The sequence below is a fragment of the Dyadobacter sp. AC419 genome (assembly GCF_979253085.1).
On sequence record NZ_CEEDCD010000004.1, the window covers coordinates 70,947 to 94,017 of the forward strand.

At 47.0% G+C, this 23,071-nt stretch carries 14 protein-coding genes; 12 read left to right on the plus strand and 2 right to left on the minus strand.

Going from position 1 to position 23,071, the window contains the following annotated elements:
* Nucleotides 1-57: 57 nt before the first annotated feature.
* The gene (locus AC0IYG_RS02230; protein ID WP_471709394.1) at nucleotides 58-180 is read right to left on the minus strand and encodes a hypothetical protein; all 123 of its coding nucleotides are present in this window, start codon (nucleotides 178-180) and stop codon (nucleotides 58-60) included.
* A 172-nt stretch (nucleotides 181-352) separates the two neighbouring features.
* Between AC0IYG_RS02230 and AC0IYG_RS02235 the strand changes: the two genes are divergently transcribed.
* Entirely contained in the window at nucleotides 353-2,470 is a 2,118-nt protein-coding gene (locus tag AC0IYG_RS02235) for a sensor histidine kinase (RefSeq protein WP_471709395.1), read from the plus strand.
* Here AC0IYG_RS02235 and AC0IYG_RS02240 read toward each other — a convergent pair.
* The gene (locus AC0IYG_RS02240) at nucleotides 2,424-4,871 is read right to left on the minus strand and encodes an ABC transporter permease (protein ID WP_471709396.1); all 2,448 of its coding nucleotides are present in this window, start codon (nucleotides 4,869-4,871) and stop codon (nucleotides 2,424-2,426) included. The two genes, AC0IYG_RS02235 and AC0IYG_RS02240, sit on opposite strands and share 47 nt — an antisense overlap.
* Nucleotides 4,872-4,994: 123 nt before the next feature.
* Between AC0IYG_RS02240 and AC0IYG_RS02245 the strand changes: the two genes are divergently transcribed.
* The 11 genes from AC0IYG_RS02245 to AC0IYG_RS02295 all read left to right on the plus strand — a co-directional run bounded on the left by AC0IYG_RS02245 (nucleotide 4,995) and on the right by AC0IYG_RS02295 (nucleotide 22,994).
* Nucleotides 4,995-6,356, plus strand: a complete 1,362-nt coding sequence (locus AC0IYG_RS02245; protein WP_471709397.1) for a hypothetical protein — start codon at nucleotides 4,995-4,997, stop codon at nucleotides 6,354-6,356.
* 28 nt (nucleotides 6,357-6,384) lie between these two features.
* Nucleotides 6,385-7,335, plus strand: coding sequence for a proline dehydrogenase family protein (locus AC0IYG_RS02250; RefSeq protein ID WP_471709398.1), 951 nt, complete (start codon nucleotides 6,385-6,387; stop codon nucleotides 7,333-7,335).
* Nucleotides 7,336-7,429: 94 nt separating this feature from the next.
* Nucleotides 7,430-8,659 carry a DUF4185 domain-containing protein gene (locus tag AC0IYG_RS02255; RefSeq protein WP_471709399.1) on the plus strand — a complete coding sequence of 410 codons (1,230 nt, stop codon included), beginning with the start codon at nucleotides 7,430-7,432 and terminating at the stop codon, nucleotides 8,657-8,659.
* Between the two features lie 2 nt (nucleotides 8,660-8,661).
* Nucleotides 8,662-10,032 carry a sugar porter family MFS transporter gene (locus AC0IYG_RS02260; protein WP_471709400.1) on the plus strand — a complete coding sequence of 457 codons (1,371 nt, stop codon included), beginning with the start codon at nucleotides 8,662-8,664 and terminating at the stop codon, nucleotides 10,030-10,032.
* Between the two features lie 13 nt (nucleotides 10,033-10,045).
* Entirely contained in the window at nucleotides 10,046-10,984 is a 939-nt protein-coding gene (locus tag AC0IYG_RS02265) for an ROK family protein (RefSeq protein WP_471709401.1), read from the plus strand.
* A gap of 2 nt (nucleotides 10,985-10,986) precedes the next feature.
* Nucleotides 10,987-12,738, plus strand: coding sequence for a class I mannose-6-phosphate isomerase (locus tag AC0IYG_RS02270; RefSeq protein WP_471709402.1), 1,752 nt, complete (start codon nucleotides 10,987-10,989; stop codon nucleotides 12,736-12,738).
* A gap of 66 nt (nucleotides 12,739-12,804) precedes the next feature.
* Nucleotides 12,805-13,536: a GntR family transcriptional regulator gene (locus AC0IYG_RS02275; protein ID WP_471709403.1), complete on the plus strand. Its 732-nt coding sequence runs from the start codon at nucleotides 12,805-12,807 to the stop codon at nucleotides 13,534-13,536.
* A gap of 347 nt (nucleotides 13,537-13,883) precedes the next feature.
* Nucleotides 13,884-17,036 (plus strand): SusC/RagA family TonB-linked outer membrane protein, encoded by a 3,153-nt coding sequence (locus AC0IYG_RS02280; protein ID WP_471709404.1) that lies wholly within the window; start codon nucleotides 13,884-13,886, stop codon nucleotides 17,034-17,036.
* A gap of 14 nt (nucleotides 17,037-17,050) precedes the next feature.
* Nucleotides 17,051-18,916, plus strand: coding sequence for a RagB/SusD family nutrient uptake outer membrane protein (locus AC0IYG_RS02285; protein WP_471709405.1), 1,866 nt, complete (start codon nucleotides 17,051-17,053; stop codon nucleotides 18,914-18,916).
* Nucleotides 18,917-19,207: 291 nt separating this feature from the next.
* Complete coding sequence (locus tag AC0IYG_RS02290) at nucleotides 19,208-21,529, plus strand: PSD1 and planctomycete cytochrome C domain-containing protein (protein WP_471709406.1); 2,322 nt, start codon at nucleotides 19,208-19,210, stop codon at nucleotides 21,527-21,529.
* Nucleotides 21,530-21,533: 4 nt separating this feature from the next.
* A complete protein-coding gene (locus AC0IYG_RS02295) occupies nucleotides 21,534-22,994 on the plus strand; it encodes a DUF1501 domain-containing protein (protein ID WP_471709407.1) in 1,461 nt (486 codons plus the stop codon).
* Nucleotides 22,995-23,071: the final 77 nt, after the last annotated feature.

Sequence of the window (23,071 nt, forward strand, 5' to 3'; positions counted from 1 at the left end):
ATGTACAACGTGCCGCGGAAGTCATTCTTATCGCACGCTTGTGCATCTTCTTTTTCATTACAAAGCGGCGCAGAGCCAGAAATATAAAGTCTGGATTGCTGGGCGGGTTGCATATCGGTTGCCAGGATCATTGCCGTTCATCTCTTGCGTATCGAGTGTGAAAAGTGTGTCGTGTCTCATGCAGTTACCGACGGAATACTTAAATCTTTCTACAATTTTTCCTGGCTAATTATATGTAGCTTACTCTGGATTTACCGTTGAATCGTGACCCGATGGTTTTCCTGATTGCTCAAATGACATTTCTACCCACCTCTTTTGGAACGCAGTCGATGTGTGAATCGACATTATAGTGATGAAAAAGCGATTTTTCCGGCCGGCGTTGACCAGTTTTCTTGTAACGATTCTAATATGCCTGTCGCTGTTATGGAGTTTTACATCTTGCGAGAAATCACGAAATGTTGATCAGGAAAAACAGTTGAAATCCCTGATCGACAGCCTTGATCGCACATCCCGCAAAATCGGCAGTAAAAATGCCATTCGAAAGCTGGATTCACTCATGGCAACTTTTGATGTGCCGGGCTTACAGGAACGTGTTCAGTATTATAAATTTATGAAGGTGCTCAGTCACCGCGACTCCACATTGGAACGCAACGGGCTTATGTACACCGACAGCCTGCTCCAGTTGTTTTCTTCCCATGCAATCCGCGAGCAATATCCGATCGATTACTCCAAAGCCTTGCTTCTGAAAGGGGATGATTTGTTAAAGCAAAAAGAATTTTACCGCGCTTACCGGAATTATTACGATGGGAAAGCCTTCTTGACAAACCTGGGCGAAATCTGCGAATGTGCGCGTTACAGCAGCCGCATTGCCATGATTTCTTACAGAGAGCAAAATTACCTTCAGGCCATCGCATACTGGAAACAAGAACTGAAAGAACTGGCTGAATGTCGTGATAAGGAAAGTTTTCAGCTTCAATTTATTGAAAAACAGGGTGGTATGCGGAACATTGGCATCGCCCACCTCCATCGCAATGAGCCGGATACTGCATTGGTTTATTTTCGTCAGGCTCAAAATTTTATCGAAAAGCATGCAGCCGAATTTCCCCGCGAACAAAATTTCATCAAGTTTGCCCGGCTTGTTATTGTGAAAAATCAGGCGGAGGCATATGTCCTTAAAGGCCAGCATGCGGTTGCGGAAAGGATGCTGAAAAAATGCCTTGTACATGATGTGGAAGTGGAATGGTCTATTGATGTAGAACTGCAATCGCGCCAGATTTTAACGAAACTTTACATTGACACAAAGCAATATGCGAAAGCGGCGGAACAATTGGCCATTCTGAGAAAGATGCCTATGGTGCCCGGCAGCGAGCCAAGCGCTTTGGATCAGTTTCGGGCGCAGATTTTGTTCGGTCAAGGCCAATACGAGGAGGCCGGGAAGCTGTTTAACGCCAATCTGGAAAGCGCGCGTTTACGTCAGTTGAAGGCGAATGCGGAAAACAAAAGCGACGTCGGGCAGCTTTTGCAACAGATCCGGGGTGAACATGAATTGGAACTGGATGACAAAAAATTTGAGCGGCAAACATTGATCCTGAAATTTGCCATCGTCATTTTGATAACGCTTTGCATTATCATTTACCTGATCTGGCGAAATGCCAAAAAGCGTGCGGCGAATTTGCGGGCTGTTACCGCATTAAACCGGATCATTACACAAAGGAACATTGTGCTGCAGGACACGGTAAATGCTTTGGAACAGGCGGAAACCGAGAATGAAGCCGTCCTGAAAATCGTTGCGCACGACCTGCGAAATCCCATCGCAGCGATGATTTCAGCCTCTCAGCTCGTGCTTTGGGACCAGGATCCATCCGACGAGCAGGCCGAAATGCTTGCGGCGATCAAGCATTCAGGTGACAAAGCCAATGCATTGATCAGCCAGATATTACAATCCAATCCGGACCGGAATAAGATCCTGAAAACGGACGTCGCGCTGGAAGAAATCGTGCAGTCCTGCATTGATATGCTGAGTTACAAAGCCGCCGAAAAGCAACAGACGCTCGATTATAAGTTCGAACGCGCTATGGTGCCGGTTGACAGGGAAAAAATCTGGCGTGTGTTCAGCAACCTGCTGAGTAACGCAATCAAATTCTCACCGGCGGGGAGCACGATCTGGGTCAACATGGAAGGTCAGAAAGGCCAGGTGCTGCTTTCGGTTAAAGACAAGGGCATAGGCATTCCGGAAAGTCTGAAAGATCAGATATTTCTCCCGCTGAACAACGCCAAAAGATCCGGAACATCGGGTGAACAATCCTTCGGCATCGGGCTTTCCATATGCAAACAAATTGTGGAAGCACATGGTGGAAGAATTTGGTTTGAAGCCGTCGAGGGAGGCGGGACGATATTTTTTGTTGAATTGCCTACACTACAGATTACTCGCTCCGCAGCGATTTCACCGGGTTCGTTATCGCTGCTTTAAAACTTTGGAAGCCCACGGTCAGCACGGCAATGCAGATCACGAGCCCGGCCGCGGCTGCAAACATCCACCATGTAATGTCGGTTTGATAGGCAAAATCTTGCAGCCACTCATTCATTAAATAACCGGCGATAGGGCAGGCGATCAGAATTGAAATGATAACCAATCGCAGAAAATCTTTGGAAACCAGTACCAGGATTCCGGCAACGCTGGCACCCAGCACCTTTCTGACACCGATTTCTTTGGTGCGCTGCTCTGTCATGAAACTAGCCAATCCAAACAACCCGAGGCAAGCAATGAAGATCGCAAGCATGGATGCGAGCGCGAAAACCTGACTGTATTGACGCTCGGTGTTGTATTGCTCGTTGTATTTTTGGTCTGCAAAATAATATTCGAAAGGATTGCCCGGATATGCAGCTTTGTAAAGACTTTCCAGTTCTTTCAATTGCCTTTGCATATCAGCCGTGGAAATTTCAAGCACGAGTCTTCCGCCCGATCGTCGCGGCATGAAGATCATCGGGTCAATGGCTTTTTGCAACCCCTGGTGATTATAATCCTTTACAACCCCAACAATTTCATAAGGCTGACCCCAGTTAATGATTGCCCCCGCAGCCTTTTGAGGCGATTCAAAACCCAGCTGCCGAGCAGCAGATTCATTAATCATCAGTTTCTTGCTTTTTTCCCACGCTTGCTCAGTTTCTTGCACCGTGAAATTCCGGCCTGCAACCAGGCCTATGTCAAATACTTTCAGATAACGCTCATCAATGATGCCCATGGCATAGCTCTTTTTTGAATTATCCGGCTCATCGCCCTGCCTGACAATGCCGGCAGCAGTAAATGAGTAATAATTGCCCGGCACAATGCCCGTATGCGAAAGATTTTTAATGTAAGGCAGAGCCGTGATCTGATCGTCAAGGAGGGTGGAGCTGGCCCCCAGCGCTTTTTCGTCACCCAGCTGCGGACCATTGATGACCAGACGCTGATCCGCCTTGAAACCCAGGTCCTTGGTTTGCATGAATTGGAGTTGCTTATAAAGCACCAATGTTGAAATGATTAAAATCACAGAGACGCTGAATTGCATGACAACCAGCACTTTGCGAAGCCAGTTGTCTTTTCCTGAGCTTTGTTTCAACCCTGAGCTGCCCTTTAAAATCTCGATGGGTTGCAACGAAGTGACCGAAAACGCAACGTAACTGCCCGAAAGTATCGCACCCAGAATCAACAAAACCGCTGCTGCGATCGAGCTTGGGTCGGAAGCTAATCCTTGCAGTGAGAAATTCTTTTGGGTAAAGTCGTTAAAGCTCTTTTGTACAACCATTACCAGCACAATTGCGAAAGTAAAACCAATGACATTCAGTATAAAAGATTCGCCCAAAAACTGATAAATAAGCTGAAACCGCCCTGCACCCACGACTTTCCTAACCCCAACTTCCTTGGCGCGTTTGAGTGAAGCAGCTGTGGAAAGATTGATGTAATTGAACCAGGCGATGATCAAAATCAGGACAGCAATGCCGCTGAGCAGATATACAAAAGACAAGCTGCCGCTGGTTTCATAGGTGTCGTCCATGGATGAGCCGAGGTGCATATCGGCCAGCGGTTGTAACACAAATTTGCTGTTGTCACTTGGATCAAGTTTTTTTCGCAGCACATTAACCTTCGTTTCCAGCGTTGCAGGACTGCTTTTTTCGGTTAGCTGGAAGAAATTGGTTACATAAGAACCGTCAAAACCATCGAGCCGTGCCCAGCCATTGCCGTTGAGGTTTGCGGGATTTGCCAATGTTTGCAGCGAGAAAATTGCGTCGAATTCAATGTCTGAATTTTCGGGCATGTCCTCGTAAACCGCGGTTACCGTATAAAGTGTTTTGCCAAACTGATTATTCAGCACGAGCGTTTTACCCAGCGCTTTATCTGTGCCGAAATATTTTACAGCCCGGTCAGCCGAAATCGCGACCGTGTTGGTTTCCAAAATGGCCGATTGCGCATTGCCGGCAACCAGCGGGAATGTGAATAATGTGAAAAAACTCCCATCCGCATAGGCAAGCCGATCTTCCCGGAATGTTTCCAGCTTGGCGCTTTTTCCAGCATTTTCAATGGTGATGATCCCGTTGGCTGAACCTTCGGCAACCCGGCAATATGCTTTTACTTCATTAAATTCTTTCTGGACCAAAGGAGCAATAGCGGGTGCCATTTGGACAAAAACATCGCCCGTAGGACGCACGTCCAGCATGCGGTGCAGCGTAGGCAGGTTTTTGTGAAATTGATTCACGCTCCTTTCAAAAGCCACATATTCAAAGATCAGGATGAAAGCGGCAATGCCAAGAGCCAGTCCGGACACATTGATCATGGAAAACAACCTGTTCTTACGCAGGCTGCGAATTGCAATTTTCAGGTAGGATTGGAACATGGCCGGGGTTGCTTTTTGGTAAAATGGGATATATATACGTTACAACTATTCAATTTAACATTTCACCATCGCTGTTCTTCCCCGTGAGAAGGTTTGCAATCACTTTTGCAAAAACAATCAGCCATGAAAAGCACATTCGGATTAATTATTATTGCATCTTGTCTATCATTCGCCGCGGCCAATGCACAGGATTCTGCACGCTATCAGCTCAGGCTCTCGATTCCGATCATCGACATGCCTCAAAACAAAGATATACCATATCGCTATCCTTCCATGCACCAGGCACAGGAATTCTCAGCAGACCTGTACGAGCTTGGTTATCTGGGAATTGAAGGGCTGGGAAACGCCCTCTTTAAGCCAAAAAGAAAGCATTATACCCCAGGCAGAAAAGCGGTTAATTTCGGTTTCAAATATCTGGCAAGTCTGGGATTTGCAAAATATGGAAGTGAATTGCCCATTCCGCTGGGCGTGTGGGCGCACGAAGAGTTTCACCGGTCGGTGCTGGGCGTAAATGGCATGAATTCTAAAAACGGAAACTGGTTTCCGCATCGCTGGGACGGCACGGTTTACGGCATAAGTGATCAGGAACTGGCGACGCTCAAATCGAAGGATCCGAATGCATTGCTTTATGCTTATGTCGCGGGTGTGCAAGCGGAAGTTTCACTGAACAGGAAAATCGCTGTCCAGGATTTTTACAAAAAGCGAACATTACCGAAGAATGCTTTGCTGCTTTATAATGCATGGTATGTGTGGGATTATTTCAAATTCTCGACCAGTCCGCAGAGTGATTCTGTGGCGGTATGGGCTTCAAAAAATGAAAATCCGGACCCTAGAGAACGTGATTTTGCCGGTGCAGATTTGACAGCCTGGGTCTTTGACATGTTTGATCCAGAAAAGCCTTATAATGAGCGTGATGCATTCGAGAATGGAGCAGGCGTCAGCCGCAGAATTGGTTTCTCACAACTTTCAGCAGCGGGGAAGGATTATTTGGTTAAACAAAAGCAACTGGCGTTGCTGAACTTTGTGAATCCGGCGATATTTTTTATTAATCGCATTCCAATTGGCCAACATTCGTCCTTCAATTTCTTCCTGCAATATGCTCCGACGCATTTTGGAAATGATATCGCGTTGCTTTTACCGGTTCAACTTCGGGATTCCGACTTTCTGCTTGGTTTCCACCAATATAACAATTACAAATCGACTGGATATGGACTGGAAATGGGTGTTTACAATCGCAAATTATCCAAGCGTCTGCAAACGGATCTGCTGCTGAATGTATGGAACCAGCCTGAAAAATTTTATGGAAATGATAAATCCAATGGAGGTGTATTACAGCTTGATTTTCGATTTCATGTGGCAGGAAATCTCTCAGTTTCAGCTTCTTTAACGGGTAAAACCAAAGGATGGCAGATGGGCAGCCCTTATCTGAAATCAAACGTTTCTGCGCGGGCTGGGTTGGCTTATGCATTGAAAAAGCGAGACTAAAACATTGACCACATTAAACTTTACAACCTTGGAAGAACTGTTGAAAATTGGATCGCGGGCGCTTAGGAAGGCTGCGCTGAATGAAGAAGCAAAGGAATATATTTTGAATGATCAAACCCTTTTTGGCACATTAAAGCGGGCGGCTAGCCGATATATCGCCGGCGAGACATTGCCTGAGGCGGTTGCGCTTGTAAAGGCACAAAATGAGATTGGTTATAAATGTTCGCTGGAATTTATCGGAGAAAGCACCCGGACAGAGCGGGAGGCAATGGAAGCGACTCAGGAATTTTTGCAGATCTGCAAAGCGATTGAAACGCAATGCCTCAATGCGACCGTGTCACTGGATTTGTCCCACATTGGACTGTCGCTTTCTCCCGAACTGGCATTGCATCATTTGGACATGATTTGCACAAAAGCGGCGGAATGTGATACGGAAATCATTATCAGCGCAGAGGGCACGGACCGGACCGATGCAATTTTGAAAGCATATGAAGAGACTGCGAAAAAGCATGAAAATGTCTCCATAACGCTTCAAGCTTATCTTCATCGGACAAAGGACGACTTCCAGCAAATGATCCGAAACAAAGGCCGAATCCGGATCGTAAAAGGCGCATTTGAAACCGAAAAAGGCCTTTCAATGCCAAGAGGAAAACACCTCGACGACGCTTATCTGAGCTATATCGACCAATTATTATCCGGCAAACATGCATGTTCAATCGCCACGCACGATCCCCACATTCAGCAAGAGGCAAAGCGGCTCATCGATTTTTACCATCCACAATCCGGCTCATACGAATTTGAAAGTCTCTACGGCATTCAGAATGAACGGCTTGCCAAGCTCAAAGCCGATGGTTATGCCACGAAACTTTACTTCGTTTATGGTAAAGAATGGTATTTATATCTCTGCAACCGCATCGCCGAATTCCCGTTGAACATCTTTCTGGCATTGCAGGATATTGTTGGGGGTGATGGTCGTTGATTTTAATTTTTTTCTTCTGTCATTTTTTATATACTTTTAAATGTTCATACATATGAACATATTTACGGATTGAAACAATGTTAATCTTCGCCGGATGAAATTACGCTACTGGGTTAATTTTGGTGCTTTGCTATTTTTGACGGGCCTAACGGCTTGTGGTGGTGGAGAGTCGTCCGGGGGAAAGGGGGCAGGGGAAGAGGTCGAAGTTGATGAAAACGATTTTACAGCTGAACCGGCGGCGGAATGGACGGATTTGTTCGTACGCAAATCGGGCTGGTTTGGCGGGGACGGGATCTTTGCGATTCCGTTTTCCGGGAATGACTCGGAGAAAAGCGACAGCCTTATTTTTCTGTTCAGCGACACCATTATTGGTGAGATTGAAGGCGATACATTGAAGCCGGGTATGGTGATGATCAATAATTCGGTGGCTGTTTTGAAGGGCAAAAAGCCGGATTCTTCAAATATAGCTTTCAAGATGGCGCGTGACGGGAAGGATTACAGAGCCACATTTATCCTCAAGACTGACAAGCCGAACAAAGACACTTATTACTGGTTGGGCGATGGGTTTGTCAATCCGGATGCGGGAAAAGACTTATTTGTTTTTGCCTATAAAATTACCAACACATACGATAAATCGCCATTTCCGTTCAAAGAGACGGGAAATGCATTGATCCGGGTTCCGGCGAACAGTCCTTTTCCGTATGCCAATCAGCAGCAGTCGGAACTTCCTTTTAACGATTACAATAAGCCGGAAGAGACGATTTCCTTCGGTGCAGCAGTTTTCAACAACAACAAATCTGCCGGTGAGCCCGACGCGGATGGCTTTGTCTACGTGTATGGCATTAAGGGTAAAAACAAACAGCTGATCGCTGCCCGCGTAAAATCTGACCGGGTCGAAGCATTTAAGGAATGGACATTTTGGGATGGAAATGGCTGGGCAAAAGATGTGAAATCAGCGGCGGCAGTAAGCGATTCTGTTTCCAATGAACTCAGTGTAAGCCGACTTTCAAAAGAAAAATATGCATTGGTGTATCAGTTAGGCAGTATTTTTCCGGAAATATGCCTGCAAGTGGGGCCTACGCCAGTTGGGCCGTTCGGTCCGCGCATTGTGCTGTATAAAACCACCAATGACATTCAGGACCCGGACTTGTTTACTTATAATGCCAAGGCCCATCCTGCATTGTCTGCGCCCGGCGAGCTGCTGATATCTTATAATGTGAACAGCTTCAAGTTTATGGAAGTGATTCAGAAAAAGCCTGATCTTTATCGTCCGCGGTTTGTTAGGGTCAAATTCAAAAAACAATCGTCCCATACAAACCATTGAGCATGACAATCGAACAAACTGATGCGCTAACTGCGAAGAAAAGAATGCCTTACATTATACTCATCACGAGTGTTGCGGCATTTGGCGGGTTTCTTTTTGGCTATGATACGGCGGTTATCGCCGGTGCCATCGGTTATCTTCAGGTCAAGTTTAACCTTTCACCTTTAATGGTCGGCTGGGCTGCCAGCAGCGCGATATGGGGTTGCGTATTAGGCGCGATGTCAGCCGGTTATCTCAGCGATCGCTTTGGCAGAAAAGCCGTTTTGATTGGCACGGCGGTGCTTTTTGCCTTGCCGGCTTACGGTTCAGCTGTCGTAAATGATCTCACCAGTTTTATCATCATGCGACTTCTGGGAGGCGTTGGCGTGGGAGCCGCGTCGATGCTTTGTCCGATGTATATTTCGGAGATTGCACCTTCGCATTTGCGCGGGCGTTTGGTGACGCTTTATCAGTTGGCCATTGTGCTCGGAATCAACATTATATACGTGATTAATTTGAAGATCAGTCAGGCAGGTGACGAGGCCTGGAGCATTGAATATGGGTGGCGTTATATGCTGGGTTCGGAAGTGATTCCTGCTGTGGTTTTCTTCGTCCTGCTGTTTTTTGTGCCCGAAAGTCCGCGCTGGCTCGCGGCGCGTTCAAAGGACAATGCGGCGAAAAAGATTTTGGAAAAAATAAATGGCAAAGTGATCGCTAACGGGATCTTTCAAGAAATAGCAAACAGCCTGAAAGACGAGAAAGGCAGCCTTGGTGACCTGCTAAGCATCAAGTTACGGAAGCCGCTGCTGATCGGCGTCGTGCTCTCTTTATTTTCACAGATTACGGGCATTAATGCAGTCATTTATTACGCGCCGGAAATATTTAAAAGCATTGGTTTTGGTGCAGAATCGGCCTTTACACAAACGATAATCATCGGCATTGTCAACATGCTTTTCACGCTCGTCGCCATCTGGCTTATCGATAAGGCGGGTCGCAGAAGCCTCCTGATATGGGGCATCGCGGGCATGATCATTTGCCTTTTCGCGACAGGAATCTGCTTTCATTTTCATTTTGATCAAGGGCCCTGGCTGCTGATTTTTATCCTGGGTTACATTGCCAGTTTTGCGGTTTCACTTGGGCCCATTCCGTGGGTTTTGATGTCAGAAATTTTTCCAACCAAGATCCGGGGCATTGCTATGTCGCTGGCCACATTGGTTTTATGGTTGGGCGTTGTGGCGATCACGCAACTCACACCCTATTTTCTCACCCGATTTGGCGGAGCGACGACATTCTGGATTTTCATGGTGAATGCCATCATTATCTGGATTTTTACGATCAGGTCGATCCCCGAAACGAAGAACAGGACGCTTGAAGAAATTGAAAAAAGCTGGTGAATTTGAAAGCGTTATGAAAGAGATATTCATAGGAGTTGATTTTGGAGGAACAAGAATCAAAATCGGACTTATTTTTGAAGGGAATATATTGATTGACAGTAATATAGAAGCCGGTTCGGACCAGACATTTGAGCAACGACTGGCTGATATTGCGGTGGAAATGAAGCTTTTGCTTGCTAGCGGTTCTTACAAACTTAGGGGCATCGGCTTCGCATTTCCAGGCATAGTCAACTTTCATACGAGCCGGATTCTGTCGAAATATGTCAAATATCCGGGAGCTGAAAATGTGGATATTAATGCGTGGGCAGCAGCAAATTTTGGTGTTCCGGTGGCGGTTGAGAACGATGCGCGCGCAGCCCTGATCGGGGAGTGGAAACATGGAGCCGGGGCCGGGAGCAGCGATCTGGTGCTGGTTACGCTGGGAACCGGAGTGGGCACGGGCGTTTTGATCAATGGCGAGCCGTTGCGCGGCAAGAACTTCATTGGCGGCAATCTCGGCGGACATTCGACCATTAATCTGGATGGAGCCATTTGCAATTGCGGCAATGTGGGCTGCGTCGAAAGTGAAAGCTCAACGTGGGCTCTTACAGCATTGGCGCTAAAATCTCCGGAGTTTGCAACGAGTAAACTTGCGGATTTTGAGACAATTGATTTTAAAAATCTCTTCGAAATGGCAGAAACAGGTGATATGCTGGCCGTGAAATTGAAAGAGCGTTGTCTCCGCGTGTGGTCGTTGTGTGTCATTAATCTGATTCACGCCTATGACCCGGAAAAGGTCATTTTTGGTGGCGGGATCATGAAAAGCAGCCACATTATTTTGCCTTATATCAAAGAAATGATTGATAAACATGCCTGGATAAATGCTGCAAATGTGGAGCTGGTTGTTGCAAAACAGCCTGAACACGCAGGCATATTGGGCGCTTATGAATTAATAAAACAGAAATTAAATTGACGATGCATTCCAGTTACGACAAGTTTCCATTTATAGAGATCAGCAAATCTTCTGACCCGTGTTTTGTGGGCTGGGAGCGCATTTTTTCTGAGCTGAATCAGCATATACAATCCGTGCAACGGACCAAAACGGTCATCTGTATTGACCTATATCATGGCGTCGATGTCGCTGAAATGCTGCACGTGATAAAGGGAAATTTGAATCCGACTGCTCTTTTCGACACCCATGCTTGCCTCAAAAGTCCGGCTCAAATTCGCGAAATGGTCTATCCGTTTGTTACAAGCGATCCGATTTTCGGGAAAATGAATGACCTGCAAATGATTGATTTCTTTGACACAGAAATCCTCAATCAAACCAAGCAGGAAATCAGCGAGATCGTGTCAGGGATGATTGTGATCTGCGGCGAAGGAGCGGCTCTTTTTGCGGATGCGGATGTGCTGGTTTACGCGGATCTGGCACGTTGGGAAATTCAGAAAAGGATGAAACGCAATGAGGTCGGCAATTTCGGTGTCAATAATCTGGATGAAACTTTTGCACTGAAATATAAACAAGGCTATTTCCTTGACTGGCGCGTTTTTGATCAGCATAAGCTGCGTTTTTTTGATAAAATCGACTATTTTATTGATGCCAATGTTGCCAGCGAACCTAAAATGCTCGCTGCGGAAATTTATCAAGCTGGTTTGGAGAAAACTGTTTCTCAACCGTTTCGCGTCGTTCCGTTTTTTGATCCCGGTCCGTGGGGCGGGCAATGGTTGAAAGAAGTCGTCGATCTAGACCGCGATGAGGTGAATTATGCCTGGGGATTTGATTGTGTGCCCGAAGAAAATAGCCTTCTGTTTAAAATTGGGGAGCATTTGTTTGAACTGCCATCAATTAATGTGGTGCTTACGCGGCCGAAACAATTGCTTGGGGAATCGGTTTACAAAGCATTCGGAGCCGAGTTTCCGATTCGTTTTGACTTTCTTGACACCATGGAAGGTGGAAACCTGAGCTTACAGGTGCATCCGACACAAGAATATATCCGCGAGCAATTCGGGATGCATTACACCCAGGATGAAAGCTATTATTTCCTTGAAGCACAGGAAGATGCGTGTGTTTTTTTAGGCACACATCAGAACGTAAATGCCGAGGCAATGATCGCCGATCTTGAAAAAGCGCAGCAGGGACTGGCTGATTTTGATGCTGAAAAATATGTCAATAAACTATCGGTCAAAAAGCATGATCATATTTTGATCCCGGCCGGAACCATACATTGTTCGGGGAAAAATGCGGTTGTGCTCGAAATTTCGGCCACGCCCTACATTTTCACTTTTAAATTGTGGGATTGGGGAAGGCTCGGACTGGATGGCAAACCGAGGCCTATTAACATTGAGCACGGCAAAAAAGTGATCAATTACGCGCGTGACGAGGACTGGGTGAAACAAAATCTTTTCAACAACATCACCGGAATTTCGCAAAATGGCCACGTTAGGGAAGAGTCAACCGGACTTTATGCAACACAATTTATAGAGACGAGAAGACATTGGTTCAGTGAAAAGGTGACACATTACACGCACGGAAATCTGAATGTTTTGAACCTCGTTGAAGGTCAGGAAGTCGTTATAGAGAGTCCGGAAGGTCTTTTCGAGCCATTTTTAATCCATTATGCTGAGACATTCATTGTTCCGGCACACGTGCCCAGTTACACGATCACGCCTTCCGGGAATTCGATTGGGAAAGAATGTGCAACGCTGAAAGCGTATGTTCGAACTTAATGAAAAGCATGTTTGAAAGGCCTGCGAATTTCCTATTTTTGTGATTCTTCATTCGATTCTCCAAACATGAAATTTAGCATAGATCATAAAAGCCCGGTTCCGCTTCACATTCAAGCAGAAAATCTGTTACGCACAATGATCAATGACCCGGAGCATTTGAATGGAAAGTTTCTGCCTAACGAGGTGGAATTGGCAAAACAGCTTGCCATTTCCCGTTCCACACTGCGGCAGGCGCTGAATAAGCTGGTTTATGAAGGACTTTTGATCAGAAAAAAAGGCATTGGGACAAAGGTTGCAGAGCCGGTAATTAGTTCAAAATCAAAGAACTGGCTCAGCTTTACGCAGGAAATGAATGCGAGGGGGATCAATGTCAAGAATTTCGAGCTGCACGTGACGTGGGTGACGCCGGATGAAAAAATCGCCAACTTCTTTGACATTGACACGGACAAAAAAATCCTGAAACTCGAACGCCTTAGAGGCAAAGTAGAAGGGCCTTTTGTTTATTTCATTTCGTATTTTCACCCAAGGGTAGGCCTCACCGGGGAGGAGGATTTCAAGCGCCCACTTTACGACATTCTCGAAAAAGATCATTTGGTGGTGGCCACACTTTCCAAAGAAGAAGTGGGTGCGATAGCCGCTGATAAATTCATCGCAGCAAAGCTGGAGGTGGAACCCGGAAGCCCCATTTTGTTCAGAAAACGCTTTGTTTTTGACCAGGGCGAACGGCCTATTGAATATAATCTGGGTTATTATCGTGCGGACAGCTTCGTCTACACAGTTGAGAGTGTGAGAGAATAACTCTACATTTCACCTTATCTTCTTGCGTATATAGGTTTGCGTTAAAAATTATAGGCGCAGGCGGCTGCATGCTGTTTTTTATTCCTTTCTCTCTTCTTTGTTTCTCTCCGCTCTGGCTTCGCGTTTTTAGCTGGATAAAATAATATTATTTCATCAAAAAATATCAGTACTCCTTGTTTGTTCAAATTTATGTTTATATGTTTGTACATAGTCAAAGTGTGTTGAGAAAGAGTGCTTTAAGGGCTGCTGGTGGAGTTAATGTGCAGCAGTTGCCGGCCATGTCATAAGAATGAAGCATTGATGGATAAGATGAAGTCAGAAACGATTTTAATAACTAATTGCTTTTTATGATGCCAAAACTACATGTTAACAATCGGCGCAATCCCGTGCGCGCGCTGCCGGGAATTGCCCTTGCAATGCTCCTGGTGCCGGTTTTACCAGCAAACAGTAACCCACTTAACCGACTCGAAGGAAGCCTGGCCACCAACATTGCCGCAGCCTTTGCAGAGCAGCGAATTGAAGGCACGGTCACCGACGAAAACAATGCTGGAATTCCTGGCGTGAATGTGCTTGAAAAAGGCACAACAAACGGTGTCGTTTCGGACGCAAACGGGAAGTTTACGATTAATGTTAAAGACGCAAACAGCGTGCTTGTTTTCTCTTATATCGGTTACGTTACCAAAGAAGTGAAAGCTGGTTCTCAACCTGCATTGGACGTGAAACTGGATGTTTCGGCGCAGGAATTAAGTGATGTTGTGGTGGTGGGTTATGGCACGCAAAAGCGGTCGGAGCTTACCAATGCAGTCGTCCAGACAACCGGTGCGGAGATTAAAAAGTCCAGTGCGGCCTCGCTATCCAACTCGCTTGCGGGCCGGATGGCTGGTGTGTATGTGACGCAAAGGAGTGCGGCCCCGGGTTTTGATGATGCCCAGATTTTGGTCAGAGGCGCAAGCACTTATCGCAACACGTCCGCGCTCATTGTAATTGACGGCGTTGCCAATGCTGATCCCGATGGTCTGAACCGGCTCGATCCGAATGACATTGAGTCAATTTCGGTGCTGAAAGATGCTTCCGCAGCGATTTATGGAGCGCAATCAGCGGGTGGCGTAATCCTGGTTACGACCAAAAGGGGTGTAACAGGCAAGCCTGCATTTGATTTTTCTACGACGCAATCCTGGCAATCACCGACGATGAAAGTGAGGTCTGCCGATGCATTTCAATATATGCAGGTGCTCAATGACCGGCGGGCGCTCGAAGGGACGCCGGCAGATTTCCCGGATGCGCTGGTCGAGTCGTTCAGGAATGGAACGAGAAGGCCCGAAAACTGGTGGAACGCATTGATCGGGCCGCCGGTGAGACAGACGAGATATTCGCTGACCATGCGCGGCGGGACGGACCGGGTGCGTTATTTTGTTTCGCTCGGCACGGCCTCACAAGGCGGAATTCTTCGTGGCGACAACAAGTCGAAGCTGAGGCAATATAATGTCAGAAGCAACATTGATGTGTCTGTCACAAAGGATTTTGAAGTCGGACTTGACTTATCGATCCGTGAAAAATCTACGCAAACTCCGCAGGGCGGACCGGGCGGCGAAGTGGGTTCGCTGGCAAGCACGAGTCCGTTGCAGGAGGCTTACATTGGCGGGGATTACCGCTATCCGGGCGAAGGCTGGTCGCATTTGAATCCGGCTGCCCGCCTGCTCAGTCCGGGTTACCGCAGATACAAATCCGACGTGGCAAGCGGAACATTGCGTTTCAAATACAACATGTCTTTTGTCCAGGGGTTGGGAATAGACGGCTATTTATCAACCGTTAAAACCATCGGTTATGACAAAGTTTTCAATTATATATGGCCTTATTATGAGAAAGATCCCGACGGCAACATTGTAGAAAAACAGTCGAGATCGGTTGAAGATATCGGCTTGCGGGAAGATTTCAGGCAAAGTTTGCGCATAACCGGAAACATTAAGCTCAACTATAACAGGACATTTGGACAGGATCACAAGCTCTCGGCATTCGTTGCTTACGAGCAGATGACCTACGACGACAACAACTTCTGGTCGCAGCGGCTTGGTTACGATTCGCCATTGATCGATCAGCTTTTTGCAGGAACAACCAACCGCCTGAACTGGAACAACAGCGGCTCCGCAACGGAATCGGCGCGGCAGAATTACTTTGGACGGTTAAGCTATGATTTTAAGCAAAAATATCTCTTCGGTTTCAGTGCTCGTTACGATGGTTCTCCGATCTTCCCAAAGGATAAGCGTTTTGGATTTTTCCCGCAAGTGTCTGCCGGCTGGGTGATCAGCAATGAGTCATTTATTCCCAAAAATATCATCAGCACTTTGAAGCTTAGAGCTTCCTGGGGAAAACTGGGTAATGACCGCGTTAACCCTTTTCAATATGTTGCCGCTTATGGCTATGATGCAGGCTGGGTCGTAAATGGTGTGGATGCGCGCGGCATCACCGTGAAGTCGACACCAAACCCGAACATTACGTGGGAAGTAAGCGAAAAGACGGATATTGGTTTAGAAGCGGCATTTCTGGACAATCGCCTGACATTCGAACTGGATCTGTTTCAGAACAAAACATCCAACATTCTGGGCAAGCGACAGGCCTCCATTCCAGGTTACACGGGGTTGATCCTGCCGGATGAAAACATTGGCAAAATGAACAGCCAGGGCATTGAACTTCAGGCGGGTTACCGGCACAATTTCTCGGAGCTTACAATGCGGGTGAACGGGAATTTCTCCTATAACAAAAACAAGATCATTTATTTCGATGAAACGCCGCAGGCAGAAGATTACCAAAGGCTTGAAGGGCAACCATTCGGGTCGCGTCTTGTTTACAAATCCATTGGTATTTACAGAACGCAGCAGGATCTTGACAACAATGTAAATTATCCGGGCGCGTCACTTGGAGGGTTGATCTTCGCTGATTTGAATGGCGATAAGATCCTAGACAGCAATGACCGTTATATGTTCAATACGACGAACAATACGGACGAGAATAATGTCACAACCATTTTTCCAAGCACGCAATATGGTTTGAGCGTCGCGCTTAATTACAGAAATTTTGACCTGGCGATGTTGATGCAGGGACAAAGCGGCGCGAAGTTTCGCATGAATGTTGGATTCAATTCCGGCGCCGGTGGCAATGGGTTGGAATATGTGGCGCTCAATAGTTATTCATTGGGAAATGTCAATTCGGAACTTCCGATGATCTCACCGACCGGCTTCGCAAATTCTGACAGCGATTTCTATTACCGCACCGCGACCTGGATGCGCATGAAAAACGTTCAGCTGGGTTACACGTTTCCAAAAACATTGCTTTCCAAGGCCAAGATCGCTGCATTCAGGGTGTTTGTCTCGGGCGACAATGTGTTCATGATTTTCAATTCCTTGAAAAAATACGGCAATGGCGATCCTGAATTTCTCAGTGAAAATGGCGGGGCTTATCCCAACATGAAAACGCTGAGCTTCGGTGTCAATCTTACTTTCTAAACCGGGAATAACCTATGAAATATTTAATGAAAAACAGCCTGATCAAGCGTGCGATGTCGATATCATTTATCGCCATCATCGGCACGGCCACTTCATGTAATGTTTTGGATAAAAAACCTTTGGATGCCATATCGGATGAAGCCGTTTTTAATGATCCGGTTTTCCTGCAAAACTATGTTTATAACGTTTACAATGGCATTAAGCCGCCGTGGGCGCCGGGGACGGGTGGTTACGATGTTCTCACGGACATTGCTGTGAACCAACCCGAAACCCACGAGCGCGCGGGCGGAATCCGGAATTATCTGGAAGGAAATCTCACTGCCGATAATGTGTCGGATCTGGCCTCGATTGTGAACGGTTTGCCAGCCGCAACGCCGCTTTGGGACTATGAATATGGCTATATCAGAAAGGCCAATGTGTTTTTTGAGAACATTGAAAGTTCAACGATTGCACCCGAAAAGCTGGACCCTATGAAAGGCGAAGTGCACTTTCTGCGCGCCTGGATGTATTTTGAGCTTATGCGGACTTTTGGCGGTGTGCCGATCATTAAAAACAGTTTTCAGCTGAATTCCGAGTCGTTTGATGTGCCCCGGAATTCGTTTGAAGAATGTGCGCAGTTTGTGTTAAGCGAAGCGGATCAGGCGATCAGCTTTTTGGATGGCGAGCCGGTTAATACGGGTAAAATCAGCAAGGCTGCGGCGCTGGCATTCAAAGCCCGCGTGTTGTTATATCTGGCTAGTCCGCTGAATAATCCGAACAACGATCTGGCCAAATGGAAAGCGGCTGAAACCGCTACGAAAGCCGTTCTGGACCTTGGATTTACATTGCATCCCGAGTATGCGGAGCTTTTCAGGAAGCCACTGAAAACGGATGAGACGATTTTCGGAAAGTCCTTTACACCCGCAACCAGGATTCCGGGCTGGGGTTACAATTATGATTTTTGGCCAAGCGGTTTTGATGCCCAGCAACGCATTGTTCCTACACAAAATTTCGTCGACATGTTTCAGATGGCGAATGGGCAATATCCTTATCAGCAGGATGGAGTCACGGTTAATGCGGCCTCTGGCTACGATCCGCAAAAGCCCGAAAAGAACAGAGATCCGCGGTTTTATGACGCCATAATCTATCCGGGTGCAGGCCCGTTAACGATCAGCGACGGTTCTAAAAGCACCGTCAGGACTTATGAATATTGGGAAGATGCCAATCCAAACCCCGACAATGCGCCGCCTTACATTAACCCCAATAAAGTGGATTCGAAAAACGGTCAGAACCTTTTTGACTTTGGCCGTGACTCTAAAACTTACTGGGTCAAAGGGCTTACGCCGTTCCACTGGCGGGTGCAAACCGGCTATACTTTTAAAAAGGCAACTGACTTCGCCGGTCCGCGCGCCAGCTTTGACAATGATTACAACCAGGTGGTCGTGTTCATGAGACTCACTGAATTTTACCTCAATTATGCTGAGATCCAGATGGCTTTGGGCAATGAGGCGATTGCGCGCGAATACATTAATAAGGTGAGAAAGAGATCGTCGGTCAATATGCCTGATATCAAAAGCACCGGCGCGGCGCTGGTAAGGGAATATCGGAATGAAAGGGCCATCGAAATGCACCTCGAAGATTCCCGCTTTTTTGACCTGATGCGCTGGAAAGCTGCACCCGGAAACATTGACATTCCGATTCGCGGACTCACAAAAGTGACGATGGACTGGTCAGGAACAAAACCGGGCGATGCAATGGGCAAATTGACCTATTCTTACGGTGTTATTCCCGAAGCGGAGGTTAGAAAACCCTGGAAAGGCGACTATTATTATCTTTTCCCGATTCCAAATACGGAGATCAGAAAGAGCAATGGTGTGCTTAAACAAAACCCCGGCTATTAATCATAGCATGCTGTTTTTGAAAAGGTTAGCATAAATAATTTACTTAACGTATTTTCAGCCAACGGTGGACAATGCTCCGCCGCTGGCTTTTTTGGTTTTAAAATAAAGCTACGTTTGTGGATACTTTGTATATACAAAGTATTTGATTGGTTACATTCTAATGTTCTTCGGATTGAACGTTATGATTAAAAAATTTAATTTTTGATGGAATCTGCGGTGATTTTATTAAATTTGTCTTGATGTTTGTTTAAACATAGTCCTACCAAGCTTCTTTCACAGGCATTTTTTAATATGAAAAAACAAGTCTTCTTACTGGCGACATTAACCTGCCTGGCTGCATTATTTGTTGTTTCCTGTTTTCAAAAGAATGGGGCACTGCAAAAGAGCGCAGATAAGGGACTTGTCAGCTACAACTTTGATATCCGCCCGATCCTGTCCGATAAATGTTATGCTTGCCATGGTCCGGATGCCAAAAAGCGGGAAGCTGGCTTGCGCCTGGACGTTGCAGAAAATGCATATGGCAAATTGAAGGACGGAAATGGAGTCGCTATTTTTCCCGGCCGGCCCGAGCAATCGGAGGTTTACAAAAGGATCACCTCCGTAGATCCGGATTATCAAATGCCCACGCCCGAGTCACATTTAGGTCTTTTGAATGAAAATGAGATCGGGTTGGTGAAGAAATGGATTGAGCAGGGAGCCAAATATGAGAAACATTGGGCATTCACTGCACCCGTTTTGCCGGCTGTGCCTGAGGTTTCTGATAAAGAGTGGGCGAGAAATGAAATTGACCATTTTGTTTTACAAAAAATGGACGACGCCGGACTTTCTCCGAATGAAGAAGCGGATAAAAGCCACTTGCTGAAAAGAGTTGCGCTAGATCTTACCGGCCTTCCGCCGACATTGGAAATGCAGAATAAATTCGCGGCTGACGGAGGTGAGAAGTCTTATGAGAAAATGGTCGATGAGTTGCTCAGCCAGAAAACTTACGGCGAGAAAATGGCGATTTACTGGCTCGATGTGGCCCGTTATGCCGATTCTTACGGTTATCAGGATGATGAAGTGCGCACGCAGTGGCCGTGGCGCGACTGGCTGATCAGTGCATTTAACAAAAACATGCGCTATGATCAGTTTTTGACGTGGCAAATAGCGGGCGATATGCTGCCCAATGCGAGTAAAGAGCAGATTTTGGCGACTGCATTTTTCCGAAATCATAAATACACCGAGGAAGGCGGCGTGATTCCGGAAGAATATCGGATCGAGTATAACATTGATAAAACAAAAACATATAGCACCGGTGTGCTCGGGCTCACAGTCGAATGTGCGCAATGCCACGATCACAAGTATGACCCCATTTCGCAGGAAGATTATTACCGTCTTTTTGCTTTTTTCAACAACTCAAAAGAAAGTGGTTTTGAAGGGGATATATCGCAAACTAAGCCCGCAAAAAACCCGATTCTTCGCATTTCTGATGAAGAAGCCAAGTCGCTGCTGACATTCATTAACCGTCCGGACACGAGCTCGTTAATGGTTTCCGTCATGGGCGACCGCGACACGCTGCGGCCAACGCACATTCTCAACCGGGGCGTATATGATGCGCCGGGCCGCGTTGTAAGTGCGTCTGCATTGCCTGCGGTGATGAAATTCGACACCAACGGACTTCCGCAAAACAGGCTGGGCCTTGCCAAATGGACAACCAGTAAAAGTAACCCGCTGACTGCCCGCGTTTTTGTAAATCAGATCTGGCAGGAATTCTTCGGGCGCGGCATTGTAAAAAGCACCGGCGACTTCGGCATGCAGGGCGATTTACCAACAAATCCCGCATTGCTCGACTGGCTCGCGGTGGATTTCATGAACCACGGCTGGGATGTAAAAAGGTTGATTAAGCAGATCGTGACTTCTGCCACATACCGGCAGTCAGCCAAGGTTACGGATGAAAAACTGAAAGCTGATCCGGATAATATTTACCTGTCGCGCGGGCCTCGTTACCGGATTCCGGCGGAACTGGTGAGAGATATGGTGTTGTCAACCAGTGGCTTGCTTGTTCCGAAAATTGGCGGGCCGAGTGTGAAACCTTATCAGCCGAAAGGTTTATGGGAAGCGGCAACGTCGGGTAGGGGCACATTGAAATCGTATCAGCAGGACAAAAACGAGGCATTATACCGGCGCGGCATGTACACGTTCATTAAGCTGACGGTTCCGCCACCGTCCATGATTATTTTCGACGCCAGTAACCGCGATCATTGCGAAATCAAACGCTCCAAAACGAATACACCTTTGCAGGCACTGGTCATGCTGAACGACCCGACCGTGCTCGAAGCGTCCCGTGTATTGGCCGAAAAGCTGACGGCGAAATCGACAAATGTTGAAACCAACATTAAAGAATCTTTCCAGCGGATCGTTTGCCGACAACCTACTGAAAAGGAAATCAAATTGCTGACAGCATATTACAATGATGAAGCTTCCATGTTTGCAAAGGATAAGAAACACGCATTTAAGGTGTTGAATGTGGGTGAATATCCGAGGAATGAAAAAGCGAATGAAGTGCAGGCCGCCGCGCTGATGCGGGTGATCAATGCGCTGTACAACATGGAAGAGACGATTACGAAAAGCTAAACCTATGGAAAAGCCAATTTTTGACCACGGAATGAATACCACCCGCAGGCACTTCTTGTCGAAGCTCAGCCTCGGACTTGGGAGCGCGGCGCTGGGTTCACTGCTGATTCCTGATCTTTTCAAAGGAAATGGCGGGGAGGGTGATGCGGAGGCATTAATGGCCGGACTTCCTCATTTTGCACCAAAAGCGAAGCGTGTAATCTATCTTTTTCAAAACGGCGCACCATCGCAGCTGGATTTGTTTGATTACAAACCGATGCTCAATAAAATGCATGGGGAAGATCTTCCGGAATCTATCCGGGGAACGCAGCGGCTTACCGGGATGACGGCCAATCAGGCGAAGTTTCCGTTGGCGGGCTCTGTTTTTAATTTCAAACAATATGGAAAATCGGGTGCCTGGATGAGCGAATTGCTGCCGCATATGGCGAGCATTGCCGATGATCTTTGCATTATAAAAACACTGAATACCGAGGCAATCAACCACGATCCGGCGCTGACTTTTTTCCAAACTGGTGCGCAGGTGGGCAACCGCCCGAGCTTTGGTTCCTGGCTGAGTTATGGTCTGGGAAGTGAAAATCAGAACTTACCCGGTTTTTGTGTGCTGCTCTCGCGCGGAAAGGGCAATGGTCAGGGCGTCTATTCTAAGCTTTGGACCAATGGCTTTTTGGATTCTGTGCATCAGGGCGTGCAATTCAGCAGCGGTGAAAATCCGGTTTTGTATCTCAATGATCCCGATGGAATGGACCGGGCACAGCGACGCAAAATGCTCGATAAAGTGGCTGAACTGAACCAGGGAACGTATAATGAATTTGGTGATCCGGAAATTACAGCCAAAGTGCAGCAGTACGAAATGGCGTTCCGGATGCAGACTGCCGTGCCGCAAATCACCGATATGAGCAAAGAACCGGAATCCATAGTGAAAATGTATGGACCCGAATGTCTGGTGCCCGGCACGTATGCGGCAAACTGCCTTTTGGCGAGAAAACTTTCCGAGCAGGGTGTGCGGTTTGTGCAGCTTTATCACCAGGGCTGGGACAGCCACGGCGGGTTACCGAATGAGATTAAAGGTCAATGTATGGACGTCGACCAGGCGTCTGCGGCGCTCATCACCGATTTGAAACAACGTGGTTTGCTGGACGAAACGCTGGTGATCTGGGGAGGAGAATTTGGTCGCACGAATTATTGTCAGGGCACGCTTACAAAAGATAATTATGGCCGCGATCACCATCCGAGGGCATTTACGGTGTGGATGGCGGGTGGCGGCATTAAGCCGGGAATGGTTTATGGCGAGACGGATGAGTTCGGATATAACATTGTAAAAGATCCCGTTCACGTGCATGATTTCCACGCGACGATACTGAATCAATTAGGTCTTGACCACGAAAAACTGGTTTACAAACATCAGGGCCGTCGTTATCGGTTGACGGATGTGGCTGGGAAGTTGGTGAAGGGGATTATTGCTTAATGCCATTTTTTTAGTGCCACGAATGCACCGCAACGGCGGACCGTGAATGTCCACGAATGCATTCGTGCATCCGTGGC

What these genes read in the sequence shown, in the direction of transcription:
- AC0IYG_RS02255 (WP_471709399.1), top strand. Translation starts at nt 7,430, where the DNA reads ATGAAATTACGCTACTGGGTTAATTTTGGTGCTTTGCTATTTTTGACG.
- AC0IYG_RS02260 (WP_471709400.1), top strand. Translation starts at nt 8,662, where the DNA reads ATGACAATCGAACAAACTGATGCGCTAACTGCGAAGAAAAGAATGCCT.
- AC0IYG_RS02275 (WP_471709403.1), top strand. Translation starts at nt 12,805, where the DNA reads ATGAAATTTAGCATAGATCATAAAAGCCCGGTTCCGCTTCACATTCAA.
- AC0IYG_RS02240 (WP_471709396.1), bottom strand. Translation starts at nt 4,871, where the DNA reads ATGTTCCAATCCTACCTGAAAATTGCAATTCGCAGCCTGCGTAAGAAC.
- AC0IYG_RS02280 (WP_471709404.1), top strand. Translation starts at nt 13,884, where the DNA reads ATGATGCCAAAACTACATGTTAACAATCGGCGCAATCCCGTGCGCGCG.
- AC0IYG_RS02235 (WP_471709395.1), top strand. Translation starts at nt 353, where the DNA reads ATGAAAAAGCGATTTTTCCGGCCGGCGTTGACCAGTTTTCTTGTAACG.
- AC0IYG_RS02285 (WP_471709405.1), top strand. Translation starts at nt 17,051, where the DNA reads ATGAAATATTTAATGAAAAACAGCCTGATCAAGCGTGCGATGTCGATA.
- AC0IYG_RS02230 (WP_471709394.1), bottom strand. Translation starts at nt 180, where the DNA reads ATGAGACACGACACACTTTTCACACTCGATACGCAAGAGATGAACGGC.
- AC0IYG_RS02295 (WP_471709407.1), top strand. Translation starts at nt 21,534, where the DNA reads ATGGAAAAGCCAATTTTTGACCACGGAATGAATACCACCCGCAGGCAC.
- AC0IYG_RS02270 (WP_471709402.1), top strand. Translation starts at nt 10,987, where the DNA reads ATGCATTCCAGTTACGACAAGTTTCCATTTATAGAGATCAGCAAATCT.
- AC0IYG_RS02245 (WP_471709397.1), top strand. Translation starts at nt 4,995, where the DNA reads ATGAAAAGCACATTCGGATTAATTATTATTGCATCTTGTCTATCATTC.
- AC0IYG_RS02265 (WP_471709401.1), top strand. Translation starts at nt 10,046, where the DNA reads ATGAAAGAGATATTCATAGGAGTTGATTTTGGAGGAACAAGAATCAAA.
- AC0IYG_RS02290 (WP_471709406.1), top strand. Translation starts at nt 19,208, where the DNA reads ATGAAAAAACAAGTCTTCTTACTGGCGACATTAACCTGCCTGGCTGCA.